This window comes from Marivita sp. GX14005, assembly GCF_023370775.1.
GTDB lineage: Bacteria > Pseudomonadota > Alphaproteobacteria > Rhodobacterales > Rhodobacteraceae > Marivita.
Genome location: NZ_JAMCCQ010000002.1, coordinates 57,330 through 71,131 on the forward strand (window position 1 = coordinate 57,330; position 13,802 = coordinate 71,131).

The window sequence follows — 13,802 nt, forward strand, 5'->3', positions numbered from 1 at the left end:
CGGCTCATGGCTCGCGCGGCGCCTTTTCCTTTGCCAGTGCGCGGCGCGAGCTTGGCAGCATCCAGACAACGGCCGAGATATAGACCACGCTCAGGAGCGCGAGCGCGACCCAGGTATAGATCGCGATCGCCGCACCGATGGCGGCGAACCCGACGAGGAACATCTTTACCCGCCGCTGGCTGATTTGCGTCGTCTTGAACGACCAGACGGGAAACCGCCCGATCATCAAAAGCCCGATCACCGCGATGTAAATCGCCAAGAGCGCATCCGGCAGGATGGAGGACCGCTCCATCGCGAAAGAGACATACATCGGCAACATCACGAGGATCGCCCCGGCCGGGGAAGGGATGCCCATGAAATAGGCGTTTTCCGCCCCCGCTCCATCCTCGGCCTTGCGCGCGACGTTGAAGCGCGCCAGCCGCGTGACCGCGCAGACCGCATAAACCAGAACGGCCAGCCAGCCGAGCGAGCGCGTATCGTCGAGCGCCCAGACATAAAGCAGCATCACCGGCGCGACCCCGAAATTCAGGAAATCGGCCAGCGAATCAAGTTCCGCGCCCATCTTGCTGTCGCTGCCGAGCGCGCGCGCGAGACGGCCATCCACACCGTCGAGGATCGCCGCAAGCAGGATAAGCTGAACCGCCAGTTCATAGTTCCCCTGAAGGCCGAACCGGATCGCCGTCAGCCCGGCGCAGATCGCCGTGACCGTCAGCATGTTCGGCAAAAGCTGGATCAGCGTCAGGTGATGCGGGTCGCGTTTCGGGCTCATGCGCGCAGATCCGCGATGACGGATTCGCCGGCGACCATCGTCTGTCCGATCTTCACCGAGGGCTCCACCCCCTCCGGCAGGTAGACATCGAGCCGCGAGCCGAAGCGGATGAGCCCGAACCGTTCGCCGCGGTCGAGCACCGCGCCTTCTTGCGTGAAGCTGAGGATGCGCCGCGCGACCAGCCCGGCGATCTGAACGACGACGAGATCGCGCCCATCCTCCATTCGCAGGATCAGTGAATTACGTTCGTTATCCTCGCTCGCCTTGTCGAGCGACGCATTGAAGAACTTGCCTGGCCGGTAGGCGATCTTTTCGACCTTGCCGGCGGCAGGGGCGCGGTTCACATGGCAGTTGAACACCGACATGAACACGCTTACCCGCATGAGCGGCGTATCGGGCAACCCCAGTTCGCGCGGCGGTATCGCGGGTTCGATCAATGAAACGATCCCGTCTGCCGGACTGACGATCAGGCCTGGCCTGTCCGGCACCACCCTGTCGGGATCGCGGAAGAAATAATAGCACCAGATCGTCAGCCCCACACCGATCCAACCGAGAAAATCCTCGACCAAAAACAGCGAAAGCGTGATCGCCGCGAATATCGCCACGAATTTGCGCCCCTCGGGGTGCATCGGTTTGATGAATGTATCCGTCATCCGCATCGCGGTATGTATCCTTCGATTCCGTTACGTTCCGGTAAGCCGCCGCGCGAACGCCGGCAAGGCGGCTCAGGGCGCGGTTTCGATCATACTCTGGCGCTTGGCGAAACGGTCGAACCAATCCGCCAGCGCATCGCGCCCGGTGCGCCAGCCGCGCTCCGCATGTCTGAAATCCAGATAGGCAAGCGCGCAGCCGATTGCGATATGTCCCATGTCCAACCGCCCGGCCAGATGGCTCATCCAGCGGGTCTCGACCGCATCCAGAGAGCGCGATACCTTGGCCCACTGACCTTCGACCCACGGAGCATACACCATGTCCGCGGGCCGGAACCGCGCTTCATAGACCATCAGCACGGCGGCATCCATCATACCGTCGGCGGTCGCCTCCAGCGTCAACGTGTCCCAAAGCCGATCTTCCGGATAAAGCCCGGCCTTCGCGCGATGATCGAGATAGCGGCAGATCACCCGGCTGTCATAAAGCGTCGGTCCATCGGACCGGATCAGCGCAGGGATCTTGCCCACCGGGTTGGCGGATGTAAGGCGGGTATCCGGCTCGACGGGAGAGGCTGCGACGTCGATCTGCTCGACCTCGTGGACCTGTCCGGTTTCATGCAAGGTTACAAGCACCTTGCGTACGAAAGGGGATGGTCCGGCCCGGAGAAGTTGCATCGAAAAAGCTCCTTGTTGGATGGTTCCTAGGCTATGATCCGGGCGCGCCGATTGCAAAGCCTTGCAAACTGGGGGTTTCACCCCCAGACCCCCGAAGGTATTTTTGGCCCAAAGAAGCGGGGGCGGTTCAATTGGCTTTGGGGTGCGTGGCCTCGTAGACCCTCATCAGATGGACGGTATCGACCGATGTGTAAGCTTGCGTTGTCGAAAGCGACGCATGGCCCAGAAGTTCCTGTATCGCGCGCAGATCGCCGCCGGCGGACAAAAGATGCGTGGCAAAGCTGTGCCGCATCGCATGCGGGGTGGCTGTGGCAGGCAGGCCAAGCTGCAATCGCGCCCTTTCGGTGACCTTCTGCACCAGTCTCGGATTGAGCGGGCCGCCGCGTGCACCGCGAAAAACCGGCGAGTCCCCGGTGATCTCGAACGGACAGATGGCGACGTAGCGCTCTACCGCTGCACGGGCCACCGGCAAAAGCGGCACGATCCGTTCCTTGCTGCCCTTCCCGAGGATACGCAGCGTATCGCCGAGCGGCAGATCGCGCCCGGTCAGGCCCAGCGCCTCGGAAATGCGCAACCCGCAGCCGTAAAGCAATGTCACGACAGCCATGTCCCGCACGCCGATCCAGCTCTTGTGCGATTGCGCACCGACCGTGTCGATCATCGCGCGGGCCGCATCTTCTTTCAGCGGGCGCGGCAGCTTCTTTTCGAATTTCGGTGCGCGCGCGGACAGAACAGCGGTCGGCTCGAAACCCTCGCGCTCAGCCAGCCAGCGATAGAAGGATTTGACCGCCGAAAGCTTGCGCGCCAGCGATCGCGCGCCGATCCCTTCACTGCGCGTTCGCGCCATCCAGGCGCGCATGTCGGTCACGGAAATTTCGGCCAGCGGGGAAAGGCCCAGCGGCGCGCCCTTGTAGCCTGTCATGAAAGCGATGAAATCCACCACATCCGAACGGTAAGCTGCTATCGTCGCGTCCGCGGTTCCGTTCAGGGCGCGGCTCGACGCCAGCCATCCCTCCAGCGCATCGCGCGCGGCCGGAGAGATCTCCGTCGTCACGACAGCCAGCGCCGCATCTGGCGCTCGAAGACGCCGGTGAAGAACGCCAGCAGGTCGGTGCCTTGCTGCGGCGTGAACTGGTGCGGATCTTCCGCCCCGAGCGCGAGCAAACCGGGCAACCGTCCGGGTCCGAAATCGAGCTTCAGGCACGCCTCCGAACGAATCCAATCCGCCTTTTCGCCGTAGATTTCCGGCTCTCCGCTATCGATTTGCCGCAGCGTAACCTGTCGCAGCGGCGCATTGCGTCCGCCGTTGAGATAGCCCTCGATGAACCCCGGTGCGGCGACGGACAGGACCGACCCGAGGCGCTTGATCGCCGGATCGTCATCGTTCTGCACCGATTCCAGCACCAGCTTGACGACATCGACGCGCAGGATCTCGGCAACCTCTCCGCCCAGATCGCGCAGGAACGGCTCGAATTCGACCGGATCCATCAGCCGCAGGATCGCGCGATGGACCTGGTTGGTGCCGGCAAGGTTCTCGTAGGCTGCGGCGATGACCGAGCGATGCGTGTCTTCCAGCCGGTCGAGCCGCGCCTCCAGACGGTCCATCGCGATGCCGCGCAGATCGACGATATTGCCTCCCATCGCCCGCTCGTTCGCCGCGATCAGGGCGCGCATCAGGTCGGGATCTTCAAGGATCACGTCCGGGCGCGTCATGATCGTTTCGCGCAGATCTTCGTCGATACGGGGGCTGCTCATGCCATACTCGTTTTTATCTGTTCGCGAACCGTAGCAGGCGAGATGAAGAGATGCGCCCCTTTTCTCCGGGAAACGCATCCTTGCCGAACGACCTGTGACAGATCAGACGATCTTGATATTAGCGGCTTTCGCGTCCTTGACGAACTGATCGAGGCCCTTGTCTGTCAGAACGTGGTTCGCCATCGCCTTGATCACCGCGGGCGGCGCGGTGGCGACATCCGCACCGATCTTGGCGCAATCGCTCATGTGATTGGCGCTGCGGATCGAGGCCGCGAGGATGTTCGTTTCGAACCCGTAATTGTCGTAGATCTCGCGGATATCGGCGATCAGCTCCAGCCCGTCCAGATTGAGATCATCCAGACGCCCGATGAAGGGGGAAATGAAGGTCGCCCCCGCTTTCGCCGCCAGCAGCGCCTGATTGGCGGAAAAGCAGAGCGTGACATTGACCATCCGGCCCTCATCCGTGAGCACCTTGCACGCCTTCAGACCATCCCAGGTGAGCGGCACCTTGACGGCGATATTCTCGGCGATCCCGGCCAGCTTGCGCCCCTCCGCGATCATGTCATCGGCTTTGAGCGCGATCACCTCTGCGGAAACGGGGCCATCGACGAGATCGCAAATCTCCTTCGTCACTTCGAGAATGTCGCGCCCCGATTTCTTGATCAGCGAGGGGTTGGTGGTCACACCATCCACCATGCCCAGATCGTTGAGCTCGGCGATGGCGTCGATCTCGGCGGTATCGACAAAGAATTTCATGGGGCAGCGTCCTTCGATGGGTTGGCCTTTTCTGCCCCGCGCTTTACCCCAAGATGAGGATCACCGAAAGCCCGAACTCATGATGCAGACGCAAGGCTATTTCGATCAGGGCGCGCTGATCGGCGTGCTGACCACGCAACCGCTGGACCGCGTGCTCGACTATCGCGCGCCCGAGGGCGGCTGTCATCTGGGCGCCTTCGTCGAGGTGCCGCTGGGGCCGCGCAAGGTGCTGGGCGTCGTCTGGGGGGAGGGGCGCGGCGATTGGGATCTGTCCAGGGTGCGTTCGGTCATCCGGGTTCTGGACGCGCCGCCGATGCGTGCCGAACTGATGAGCTTTCTGGACAAGGCCGGTGCCTACACGCTCACTCCGATGCCCGCCATGTTGCGCCTTGCGACGCGCGCACCGGGCTTGGGCGATCCGCCATCCATGCGCAGGGTCTACCGGCTCGGCGATACCGAACCCGTCCGCATGACCGATGCGCGCCGGCGCGTTCTGGAGGTGCTGCGCGACATGGGCGGGCTGTCGCTGACGCTCAAGGAACTGGCCGAGGCCGCCGGCGTGACCACGTCCGTCGTCAAGGGGCTCGTCAAGCACGGAGCGGTTCGGGAAGAGGACAGCCCGCGTGACACCCCGTTCCCGGCGCTCGATCCCGATCTTGGCGGCAAGACCCTGACCGAAGATCAGCAAGCCGCCGCAGCAAGCCTGCGCGCGCGTGTCGCCGCGCGGCGCTACGGCACGACGCTGCTCAAAGGCGTGACAGGTTCGGGCAAGACCGAAGTGTATCTCGAAGCGGTGGCCGAATGTCTGGCGCAGGGTCGACAGGCGCTGGTGCTGCTGCCGGAAATCGCGCTGACGGCGGAATTCCTTACCCGGGTCGAGGCCCGCTTCGGCGCGCGCCCCGCCGAATGGCATTCCGGCGTGACCATGACAGACCGCCGCCGTGTCTGGAAGATGGTGGCGCAGGGCGGCGCGCAGCTCGTCGTCGGCGCACGCTCCGCGCTCTTCCTGCCATTCCGCGATCTGGGCCTGATCGTCGTCGACGAGGAACACGATACCTCCTACAAGCAGGAAGACGGCGTTCTTTACAACGCGCGTGACATGGCGGTCCTGCGCGCCTCGATCTGCGACGCGCAGGTGGTGCTCGCCTCCGCCACCCCAAGCCTTGAAAGCTGGGCCAATGCCGAGGCAGGCAAATACCACCGGCTCGAACTGACCTCGCGTTTCGGCGCGGCGGTGCTGCCCGACATGCGCGCCATCGACATGCGCGCCGAAGACCTCCCCGCCTCGAGCTGGATCTCCCCGACGCTGGCCCGGGCGGTGCAACAGCGGCTGGACCGAAAGGAACAGTCGCTCCTCTTCATCAACCGGCGGGGCTATGCGCCCGTCACCATCTGCCGCGCCTGCGGCCATCAGATCGGTTGCGATCACTGCGATGCGCGCATGGTCGAGCACCGCTTCGTGAAACGGCTCGTCTGCCATCAATGCGGCGAAAGCAGACCGCTGCCGCAAGCCTGCCCTTCCTGCGAGGCCGAGGACCGGCTCGCCCCCGTCGGCCCTGGTGTCGAGCGGCTGGCCGAAGAGGCGCAGGCGCGTTTCCCGGATGCGCGTCTCGCCGTGCTGTCGTCGGATATGTTCGGCTCCGCCCGCGCGCTCAAGGCCGAGATCGAGAGCATCGCCTTAGGCGGCGCCGATCTGATCATCGGCACGCAGCTTGTCGCCAAGGGTCACAACTTCCCGCTCCTGACGCTGGTGGGCGTGATCGACGCCGATCTGGGCCTGCAAGGCTCCGACCTGCGCGCGGCGGAACGCACGTTCCAACTCATACGTCAGGTCGCGGGCCGCGCCGGGCGTGCCGACAAATCAGGCGAGGCGCTTCTGCAAACCTTCCAGCCCGAACACCCCGTCATCCGCGCCATCCTGTCCGGCGACGAGCAGAATTTCTGGAGCGCCGAGGCCGAAGAGCGCCGCGCCGCAGGCGTGCCCCCCTATGGCCGTTTGGCCGGGATCATCCTTTCCTCGACCAATGCACAGGAGGTCTTCGATCTGGGCAACGCGCTCGCCCGTCAGGACGCCCCGCTGCGCCGCGTGGGCGCACAGGTGTTCGGCCCGGCCCCGGCGCCCATCGCCCGCGTGCGCGGCCGTCACCGCGTCCGGCTTCTGGTCAAGGCGCCCAAGGGCGCGCCGCTGCAACCCGCCTTGGCCGATTGGGTCGCGCCTTTCAAACTCAAGGGGGATCTGCGCATGGCCATCGATATCGATCCGCAAAGCTTCTTCTGACCCGCCCGCTCTTTCTTCTTGCCGGAAATATCCCGGGGGGCGCGGGGGGCTGGCCCCCCGTCTCGCGCGGCCGGTGGTTAACCAAAGGTTAATAGGTCCGAACCGGCCCTGATGTTTCGCATGCGAAACAATAGGTCAGCCCTTGCGCCCCATATCCGGCCCGATCATATTTGCCGCCACGCCTTGTATGCCCGGCAACGCCATTCTAGATGAGCCTGCATGAAGCGCTTTATCCCCTTCGTGAAATCCGCACCGCGCGTGTCCGTCGTGCGCTTGCACGGCACGATCGCTGCCGGCACCCGGGGCACGCTCAGCGATGCCAGTCTGCGCAGCCTTCTCGAAAAGGCGTTTCGCAAGGGCAAACCGGATGCCGTGGCGCTCGAAATCAACTCGCCCGGCGGCTCTCCTGTGCAAAGTTCGCTCATCGGCGCCCGTATCCGGCGCCTGTCCGAGGAAACAGGCGTTCCCGTCTACGCCTTTACCGAAGATGTCGCCGCTTCGGGCGGCTATTGGATCGCCAGCGCGGCCGATGAGGTCTTCGCCGATCCCAGCTCGATCCTGGGGTCCATCGGCGTCGTGTCCTCAGGCTTCGGCGCGCAGGTCTTTATCCAGCGGCAGGGGATCGAACGCCGGATCCATACCGCCGGAAAGTCGAAATCCCTGCTCGATCCGTTTCGCCCCGAAAGCGAAGAGGATGTCGCGCGGCTGGGCCGGATGCTCGGCCAGATCCACGAAAGCTTCATCGCGCATGTGAAGACGCGGCGCGGAGGCAGGCTCGCGGACGATCCCGATCTCTTCACCGGGGAAATCTGGATTGGCCAGCACGCGGTCGATGTTGGGCTTGCCGATGGCATCGGCCATCTTGCCCCCGTGATGAAGGAGCGCTTCGGCGACAAGGTGACCTTCCGGCGCTACGAGCAACGCCGCCCGCTGCTGAGCCGTTTCGGGGCGAAACTCGCCGGCGATGCGCTCGGCGCCTTTGAGGAGCGCGCCGAATTCGCGCGTTTTGGGCTCTGACGTGATCCTCAAGATCGTTCTTCTTTTCCTTCTTTTCATGGGTGTGCTTGCCATGTTCGGCAAACTCCGGCTTCCAGGCGCCAATCGTCTTGCCAGCGCGAAATGCCGCAAATGCGGGCGCTACAGGATCGGCAAGGGCGATTGCCCCTGCACCCGGAAGGGGCGCTGAGATGGTGCTGGTCTGGGGAGGTGTGATCGTCGGTCTCGCGATCCTGCTCTTGGCGGGAGACGCGCTGGTCAAGGGGGCCGTGAACCTGTCACTTCGCATGGGCGTGCCGGCGCTGATCGTCAGCCTGACCGTCGTGGCTTTCGGCACTTCGGCACCCGAGCTGCTCATTTCGATCAAGGCGGCGATGAACAACGTGCCGGGTATCGCGCTTGGCAATGTCGTTGGTTCCAATACCGCGAATATCCTTCTGGTGCTCGGCATACCGGCGATGCTGGCGGTAATGCATACCAGTCAATGCGAGACCCGGAAGAGCTATATCATCATGCTCGCGGCTTCGGTGCTCTTTATCGCACTTGCCTTTCGCGGGGTTTTCGATGCCATCGCCGGGCTGATCCTGCTGGCGGCGCTTGCGCTGTCCTTGGGAGATTCGCTGCGCGACGCGCTCGGCCATCGCCGCAATGGCAAGGCGATGGCGGAGATCGAGGATGAACCCGAGGGCGCCGATCCGAACATGCCGTGGTGGAAGATCATCGTCTATCTCGTTCTCGGCCTCGTCGGGTTGCCGCTGGGCGCCGATATCCTCGTCGACAGCGCAACAGAGATCGCGACGATCTTCGGCGTTTCGGATACGGTGATCGGCCTTACGCTGGTGGCGCTGGGCACATCGCTGCCCGAGCTTGCCACGACCGTATCGGCGGCGCTTCGGCGGCAAGCGGATGTTGCGCTTGGCAACGTGATCGGCTCGAATATGTTCAACCTCCTTGCGATCATCGGCGTGGCGTCCCTGATCGCGCCGATCCCGGTCGATCCCGAATTCCTGCGCTTCGATCTCTGGGTGATGCTTGGCGCGTCGCTCCTGATCCTGCCGCTGGTCTTTTTCGGACGCGATCTGACGCGCCTGTGGGGCGTGGGCTTGTCGGCGCTGTATGTGAGCTACATTGCGCTCGTCATCATCTAGACACGGGACAAACGCATGACGAAGGCTTTGGTGACCGGTTCCGGCAAACGGCTTGGACGCGCGATGGCGCTGTATCTCGCGGGCCGCGGATTTGACGTGGCCGTGCACTACGCCACCTCGGAGGACGGCGCGGATGACGTTGCGCAGCGTGTTCGCGAGATGGGTCGCACATCCTGCACGGTCCAAGCCGATCTGCTGAACGAAGACCAGACGCAGAGCCTTGTCGCGCGCGCCTCGGACGGGCTTGGCGGCCCGCTTACGGTCCTCGTCAACAACGCGTCGATCTTCGAATACGATACGCTGGAAACGGCAAGCCGCGACAGCTGGGACCGGCATCTGGAAAGCAACCTGCGCGCGCCTTTTGTGCTGACGCAAGCGTTCGCTGCGCAACTGCCGGAGCCGCCATTGGACGAGTATGACGAACCGGTGGCGCAGGGGCTTGTCGTCAACATGATCGACCAGCGCGTGCGCAAGCTGACGCCGGAATTCATGAGCTACACCATCGCCAAGATGGGGCTCTGGGCCTTCACCCGAACGGCTGCGCAGGCGCTCGCGCCGAAATGTCGAGTGAACGGGATCGGTCCCGGACCGACCCTGCGCGGCAGCCGCCAGAGCCCCGCGCATTTCGCCGCGCAGCGCGCCGGCACGGTTCTCCAACGCGGCGCTGACGAGGGCGACATCACCGCGGCGCTGGGCTATCTTCTGGATGCCAAGGCGGTGACCGGCCAGCTTCTGTGCGTCGATGGCGGGCAGCATCTCGGATGGCAGACACCGGACGTGATCGGCGTCGAATGATGCACCCTTGCGGCAAGTTTTGCACCGGTCGCGGCGCGGTTAAGAAAGCGTTACAAAACTGTTAATGTTATCAATAGTTTGTTAATGCTTGAAAATAATTTCAAGCTTTAACAAAGGCTTAGAAGGCCGCTCAAAAAATGGGCAATTCAGCGAAGACCCCGAAAAACAATGGAAAATACCGGTTCTCAAAAACTTCTCCGCAGCTTTATCCACAGAAGTCGTGGATGTATGAACGGTTGCCTCGGCATGCCGGATTGTGCAGCAGCGGCATGGAATCGGCCCTTTGACGAATGACGACGATCCCGGCCTATGACAGACCCTGAAACCAGCACAGTGACAGGCCACGCCTGTATCCAGAGCTATCTCAAGACGCTGGACAGCAGCCCCGGTGTCTACCGGATGCTCGATGCGCAGGCGCGGGTTCTTTATGTCGGTAAGGCGCGCAATTTGCGTGCGCGAGTGTCGAACTATGCGCGGCCTTCGGGCCATTCGGGGCGCATCGCGCGGATGATCTCGGAAACCGCGTCGATGATGTTTCTCACCACGCGCACCGAGACCGAGGCGCTGCTGCTGGAGCAGAACCTCATCAAGCAGCTCAAGCCCCGCTACAACGTGCTTTTGCGCGATGACAAGTCGTTCCCAAACATCCATGTCACCGATCACGCCTTCCCGATGATCCGCAAGCATCGCGGCGCGAAGAAGGAGAAGGGGGCGTATTACGGCCCCTTCGCCAGCGCGGGCGCGGTGAACCGGACGCTGAACCAGTTGCAAAAGGTGTTTCTGTTGCGAAACTGCTCGGACGCGATGTTCGAAAGCCGCACGCGGCCCTGTCTGCTGTATCAGATCAAGCGATGCTCGGCGCCTTGCGTGGGGCGGATTTCGGAAAGCGATTACGCCGCCTGCGTTGCCGATGCCAAACGGTTCCTGTCGGGTAAATCCACCAACATCCAGGAAACGCTCGCCGCGCAAATGGCGCAGGCGTCCGAGGAGATGGAGTTCGAGCGCGCCGCCGCGCTGCGCGACCGGATCCGCGCGCTCACGCAGGTGCAGACGGCGCAGGGCATCAACCCGCGCGGTGTGACCGAGGCGGATGTGATCGCGCTGCATCTGGAGAAAGGGCAGGCCTGCGTGCAGGTGTTCTTCATCCGCGCGAACCAGAATTGGGGCAACCGCGATTTTTACCCCCGCGTCGGCCCGGATGTGGAGGAGGCAGAAGTGCTGGAGGCGTTCCTCGGGCAGTTCTACGACACCAAGGAGCCGCCGCGCCAGGTCATCCTGTCACACGGAATCGAGAATGCCGACCTTATGACGCAGGCGTTGTCGGACAAGCTGGGGCGCAAGGTCGAGATCGTCGTGCCCCGGCGCGGCGAAAAGGTCGAGCTGATCGATGGAGCGCTGCGCAATGCGCGGGAATCGCTCGCGCGCCGCATGTCGGAATCGGCCACACAGGCCAAGCTCCTGCGCGGATTGGCGGAGGCGTTCGCGCTCGACGCGCCGCCCGAGCGGATCGAGGTGTACGACAACAGCCATATTCAGGGAACCAATGCCGTCGGGGCGATGATCGTCGCCGGGCCGGACGGGTTCATCAAGAACCAGTATCGCAAATTCAACATCCGCGGTGACGATTTGGTGCCGGGCGATGATTTCGGCATGATGAAAGAGGTGCTGACCCGGCGCTTCAAGCGGCTTTTGAAGGACGATCCCGACCGCGAGAAGGGGCTTTGGCCCGATCTATTGCTGATTGACGGCGGCGCGGGGCAGGTGTCGGCGGTGCAGGGGATCATGGAGGAATACGGCGTCGAGGATATTCCGATGGTGGGCGTGGCCAAGGGCGTGGACCGCGACGCCGGCAAGGAAGAATTCCACCGCCCCGGCACGCGTCCCTTTGCGCTGCGCCATAACGATCCAGTGCTCTACTTCGTCCAGCGCCTGCGCGACGAGGCGCACCGTTTCGCCATCGGCACGCATCGCGCCAAGCGGGCCAAGTCCCAGATAGCCAATCCGCTCGATGAGGTGCCGGGCGTCGGTGCCGCGCGCAAGCGGGCGCTGCTGGCGCATTTCGGATCGGCCAAGGCGGTGAGTCGCGCGAACCTTGCCGATCTCAGGGCGGTCGACGGGGTCAGCGAAGCGCTGGCAGAGCGCATTTACGGGTTTTTCCATGAGAACGGCTGATTGCAGCGCGAATCCTGCGTTCGGGAGCCTCCGGCGGAGGTATTTATGGCCCAAAGAAGCCCGATGCGGCGCGATATTTTAGCCCGAACGCACGAGCCGGAAGGCAGCAGAGGCGCCCCATCCGGCGGCGATGGCGATGGCGAGCGACATCAAACCGTAGATGAGCGGCTGTTCGCGCGAAAGCTCGAAAAGCCAGCGTTCCAGTCCGACCTTGCTCACATCGATGCTTGTTTCGTAGGTCGAAAGCACTTCGCCGCCGCGGGTGAGGAAGATGCGGATCGCGTAATCGCCTTCGGTCAGGTTGGCCGGCATGTCGATCTCGGTGCTGAACAGCGTGGACTGGCGCAATTCCACACCGCCCTCGTCGAGCTGGTAGAGACCGTTTTCCTTGCGGATGCGGATCACCGCGTCTGAGAAGGCCTGTGGCTCGGCGACGGACATCGGCGCGCCGACGGAGCGGATGGCTCGGGGGATCGAGATGCGGTGGCGCAGGTCTTCGGTATCGGAAATGGCCTCGTTCCACGGGCCCGATGTGGCGATCGCATAGAAGCTCGGCGCCGCATCCACATCGACCGCGTCGACATTGACCCAGATGCCGAAACGCCGCTCCTTGCGCCGGACCGTGACCGGCGCCAGCGGGCCGGAAACCGTCACGATGACATGCAGCGGGTCGGCCGCCGGGATGGGTTCCTCGCGCTTGATGGCGCCATAGAGGATGATCTCGGAGCCATCGAAATTGGTGGAGATCGCGACCTGATCGCGGCTCAGGCCGAGCACGACCTCCTCTGCGCGCAGCGGAGCCGCGAGCAGCATCAGAAGCAATAGCGCCCACCGCATCAATGCGCCCCTTCCGTGCCGAGGGTGAACAGTTCGGACGGCTGGATCAGCAGGTCGAGCGCGAGCTTGCCGCAAACGACGAGCACGAGAAGCGCCAGCAGTATGCGCAATTGTTCGGCCTGCAGCCGCGCGCCGATCACCGTGCCGATCTGCGCCCCGACGACGCCGCCGACCAGCAGCAGCACGGCAAGCACCATATCAACCGTGTAATTCGTCGTCGCGTGCAGCAGTGTCGTGAAAGCCGTCACGAAGATGATCTGGAAGAGCGAGGTGCCCACGACCACTTTCGTCGGCATGCCAAGAAGGTAGATCATCGCCGGCACCATGATGAAACCGCCGCCCACGCCCATGATGGCGGCAAGCACCCCGACGAGCACGCCGACGACGAGCGGAGGGATGACGGAGATATAAAGTCCCGATGTGCGAAATCGCATCTTGAAAGGCAGCCCGTGCACCCAGTTGTGTTTCTTGCGCGCCGGCGGTTTGCCGCGTTTCGTCTTGCGGATGGCGTTGAGGCTTTCGACGAACATCAGCGCGCCGATGATTCCCAGGAAGACGACATAGCAAAGCCGGACAAGCAGATCGACCTGGCCGAGGCTCTTGAGATAGTTGAAGAGCGCCACCCCGAGCGCGGCGCCGACAAGCCCGCCTACGAGCAGGACGGTGCCCATCTTCAGATCGACCGTCTTGCGTCTGAAATGGGCGAGCACACCGGAGAAGGACGAGGCGACGATCTGGTTCGCTTCGGTCGCGACGGCCACGGCGGGGGGAATGCCGATGAAGAAAAGAAGCGGCGTCATCAAAAACCCGCCACCGACGCCGAACATGCCCGACAGGATGCCGACCATCCCGCCCAGGCCGAGGAGCAGGAATGCGTTGACCGAGACTTCGGCGATGGGGAGGTAAATCTGCATGGATCGTCCATAGCCCCAACCGCGCGCCAGTTTCAAGCGACGCGCGTGTCGGGCCGA

Annotated in this window: 13 protein-coding genes; 5 read left to right on the forward strand and 8 right to left on the reverse strand. The window is 63.5% G+C overall.

What is annotated here, in order from left to right:
• Positions 1–4: 4 nt before the first annotated feature.
• The 6 genes from pssA to fsa all read right to left on the reverse strand — a co-directional run bounded on the left by pssA (position 5) and on the right by fsa (position 4,605).
• Positions 5–769 (reverse strand): CDP-diacylglycerol--serine O-phosphatidyltransferase, encoded by a 765-nt coding sequence (gene pssA / locus M3465_RS06440; protein WP_249500919.1) that lies wholly within the window; start codon positions 767–769, stop codon positions 5–7.
• A complete protein-coding gene (locus M3465_RS06445) occupies positions 766–1,428 on the reverse strand; it encodes a phosphatidylserine decarboxylase (RefSeq protein ID WP_249500920.1) in 663 nt (220 codons plus the stop codon). Before M3465_RS06445 ends, pssA begins: the two co-directional genes overlap by 4 nt.
• 66 nt (positions 1,429–1,494) lie before the next feature.
• On the reverse strand, positions 1,495–2,094 hold the full coding sequence (locus M3465_RS06450; RefSeq protein WP_249500921.1) for a glutathione S-transferase family protein: 600 nt from the start codon (positions 2,092–2,094) through the stop codon (positions 1,495–1,497).
• A 127-nt stretch (positions 2,095–2,221) separates the two neighbouring features.
• Positions 2,222–3,148, reverse strand: a complete 927-nt coding sequence (locus tag M3465_RS06455) for a tyrosine recombinase XerC (RefSeq protein WP_249500922.1) — start codon at positions 3,146–3,148, stop codon at positions 2,222–2,224.
• The gene (locus tag M3465_RS06460; RefSeq protein WP_249500923.1) at positions 3,145–3,849 is read right to left on the reverse strand and encodes a DUF484 family protein; all 705 of its coding nucleotides are present in this window, start codon (positions 3,847–3,849) and stop codon (positions 3,145–3,147) included. The genes M3465_RS06455 and M3465_RS06460 overlap by 4 nt, the downstream gene beginning before the upstream one ends.
• 102 nt (positions 3,850–3,951) lie before the next feature.
• Positions 3,952–4,605 (reverse strand): fructose-6-phosphate aldolase, encoded by a 654-nt coding sequence (gene fsa / locus M3465_RS06465; protein WP_249500924.1) that lies wholly within the window; start codon positions 4,603–4,605, stop codon positions 3,952–3,954.
• Between the two features lie 82 nt (positions 4,606–4,687).
• Between fsa and M3465_RS06470 the strand changes: the two genes are divergently transcribed.
• The 5 genes from M3465_RS06470 to uvrC all read left to right on the forward strand — a co-directional run bounded on the left by M3465_RS06470 (position 4,688) and on the right by uvrC (position 11,994).
• The gene (locus M3465_RS06470; RefSeq protein ID WP_249501600.1) at positions 4,688–6,883 is read left to right on the forward strand and encodes a primosomal protein N'; all 2,196 of its coding nucleotides are present in this window, start codon (positions 4,688–4,690) and stop codon (positions 6,881–6,883) included.
• Positions 6,884–7,102: 219 nt separating this feature from the next.
• Positions 7,103–7,900: a S49 family peptidase gene (locus M3465_RS06475; RefSeq protein WP_249500925.1), complete on the forward strand. Its 798-nt coding sequence runs from the start codon at positions 7,103–7,105 to the stop codon at positions 7,898–7,900.
• Positions 7,901–8,070: 170 nt separating this feature from the next.
• A complete protein-coding gene (locus tag M3465_RS06480) occupies positions 8,071–9,027 on the forward strand; it encodes a calcium/sodium antiporter (protein ID WP_249500926.1) in 957 nt (318 codons plus the stop codon).
• A 15-nt stretch (positions 9,028–9,042) separates the two neighbouring features.
• The gene (locus tag M3465_RS06485) at positions 9,043–9,822 is read left to right on the forward strand and encodes an SDR family oxidoreductase (protein ID WP_249500927.1); all 780 of its coding nucleotides are present in this window, start codon (positions 9,043–9,045) and stop codon (positions 9,820–9,822) included.
• Positions 9,823–10,131: 309 nt separating this feature from the next.
• Entirely contained in the window at positions 10,132–11,994 is a 1,863-nt protein-coding gene (gene uvrC / locus M3465_RS06490) for an excinuclease ABC subunit UvrC (protein WP_249500928.1), read from the forward strand.
• A gap of 78 nt (positions 11,995–12,072) precedes the next feature.
• Here uvrC and M3465_RS06495 read toward each other — a convergent pair whose 3' ends face one another.
• Both M3465_RS06495 and M3465_RS06500 read right to left on the reverse strand, forming a co-directional pair.
• Complete coding sequence (locus M3465_RS06495) at positions 12,073–12,831, reverse strand: TIGR02186 family protein (RefSeq protein ID WP_249500929.1); 759 nt, start codon at positions 12,829–12,831, stop codon at positions 12,073–12,075.
• Entirely contained in the window at positions 12,831–13,745 is a 915-nt protein-coding gene (locus M3465_RS06500) for a sulfite exporter TauE/SafE family protein (RefSeq protein ID WP_249500930.1), read from the reverse strand. Before M3465_RS06500 ends, M3465_RS06495 begins: the two co-directional genes overlap by 1 nt.
• Positions 13,746–13,802 lie beyond the last annotated feature (57 nt).

Bases quoted from the DNA above. Each gene is read 5' to 3' on its own strand.
- M3465_RS06470 (WP_249501600.1), top strand. From the start codon at position 4,688: ATGCAGACGCAAGGCTATTTCGATCAGGGCGCGCTGATCGGCGTGCTG.
- M3465_RS06495 (WP_249500929.1), bottom strand. From the start codon at position 12,831: ATGCGGTGGGCGCTATTGCTTCTGATGCTGCTCGCGGCTCCGCTGCGC.
- M3465_RS06500 (WP_249500930.1), bottom strand. From the start codon at position 13,745: ATGCAGATTTACCTCCCCATCGCCGAAGTCTCGGTCAACGCATTCCTG.
- uvrC (WP_249500928.1), top strand. From the start codon at position 10,132: ATGACAGACCCTGAAACCAGCACAGTGACAGGCCACGCCTGTATCCAG.
- M3465_RS06475 (WP_249500925.1), top strand. From the start codon at position 7,103: ATGAAGCGCTTTATCCCCTTCGTGAAATCCGCACCGCGCGTGTCCGTC.
- M3465_RS06460 (WP_249500923.1), bottom strand. From the start codon at position 3,849: ATGAGCAGCCCCCGTATCGACGAAGATCTGCGCGAAACGATCATGACG.
- M3465_RS06480 (WP_249500926.1), top strand. From the start codon at position 8,071: ATGGTGCTGGTCTGGGGAGGTGTGATCGTCGGTCTCGCGATCCTGCTC.
- M3465_RS06445 (WP_249500920.1), bottom strand. From the start codon at position 1,428: ATGCGGATGACGGATACATTCATCAAACCGATGCACCCCGAGGGGCGC.
- fsa (WP_249500924.1), bottom strand. From the start codon at position 4,605: ATGAAATTCTTTGTCGATACCGCCGAGATCGACGCCATCGCCGAGCTC.
- pssA (WP_249500919.1), bottom strand. From the start codon at position 769: ATGAGCCCGAAACGCGACCCGCATCACCTGACGCTGATCCAGCTTTTG.
- M3465_RS06485 (WP_249500927.1), top strand. From the start codon at position 9,043: ATGACGAAGGCTTTGGTGACCGGTTCCGGCAAACGGCTTGGACGCGCG.
- M3465_RS06450 (WP_249500921.1), bottom strand. From the start codon at position 2,094: ATGCAACTTCTCCGGGCCGGACCATCCCCTTTCGTACGCAAGGTGCTT.